This is a genomic window from Bradyrhizobium sp. 14AA, assembly GCF_054185205.1.
The window spans coordinates 1-455 of the sequence record NZ_JAVAYM010000160.1 but is presented as its reverse complement, the minus strand read 5'-3'; the positions used below and the strand labels follow the sequence as shown (position 1 = coordinate 455).

Sequence of the window (455 nt, the reverse complement as noted above, 5' to 3'; positions counted from 1 at the left end):
CTTGACACTCACCCGCCCCGGACGAGAAAAGGCTCGAGAGACAGTTGACGGAGCAACATCGGCAGCCCGCGCGACGTCGCTAATGGTAACCGGTGCGGTGGACTCCTCGTCTACACCCATGGTCTGATTCTATCGCCAACCTACCTGGTCCAGGCCCGTAATACACAGGGTGCAAACCATGGCAAAACATCGCAATTCTTGACACTCCGGTGCGAATCTCTAGACAAGGCGATGCTGCCTGTCCACAATGCTGTGACGATAATCGTCGCAGCCTTAAATAGCATAGAGGGTTGTCAATGTCGACCATCACAACGAAAGGCCAGAAGGCTAAGGCGGTGAATGCTCGCGATTTCGATATTCGCGACATGATTGGCTACGCGCTTGGCGATGTGGGCAACAATTTCACCTTCAACTTGGTGAATTCGTTCCTCATGATTTTCTACACCAATGTTTTC

Annotated in this window: 1 protein-coding gene; it reads right to left on the bottom strand. The window is 52.3% G+C overall.

Translation table 11 applies throughout. The annotated features are described in order from the left end of the window. Nucleotides 1–120: LacI family DNA-binding transcriptional regulator (locus RAD15_RS43800; protein WP_458184861.1), on the bottom strand; the 120-nt coding region annotated here is incomplete at its 3' end. Nucleotides 121–455: the final 335 nt, after the last annotated feature.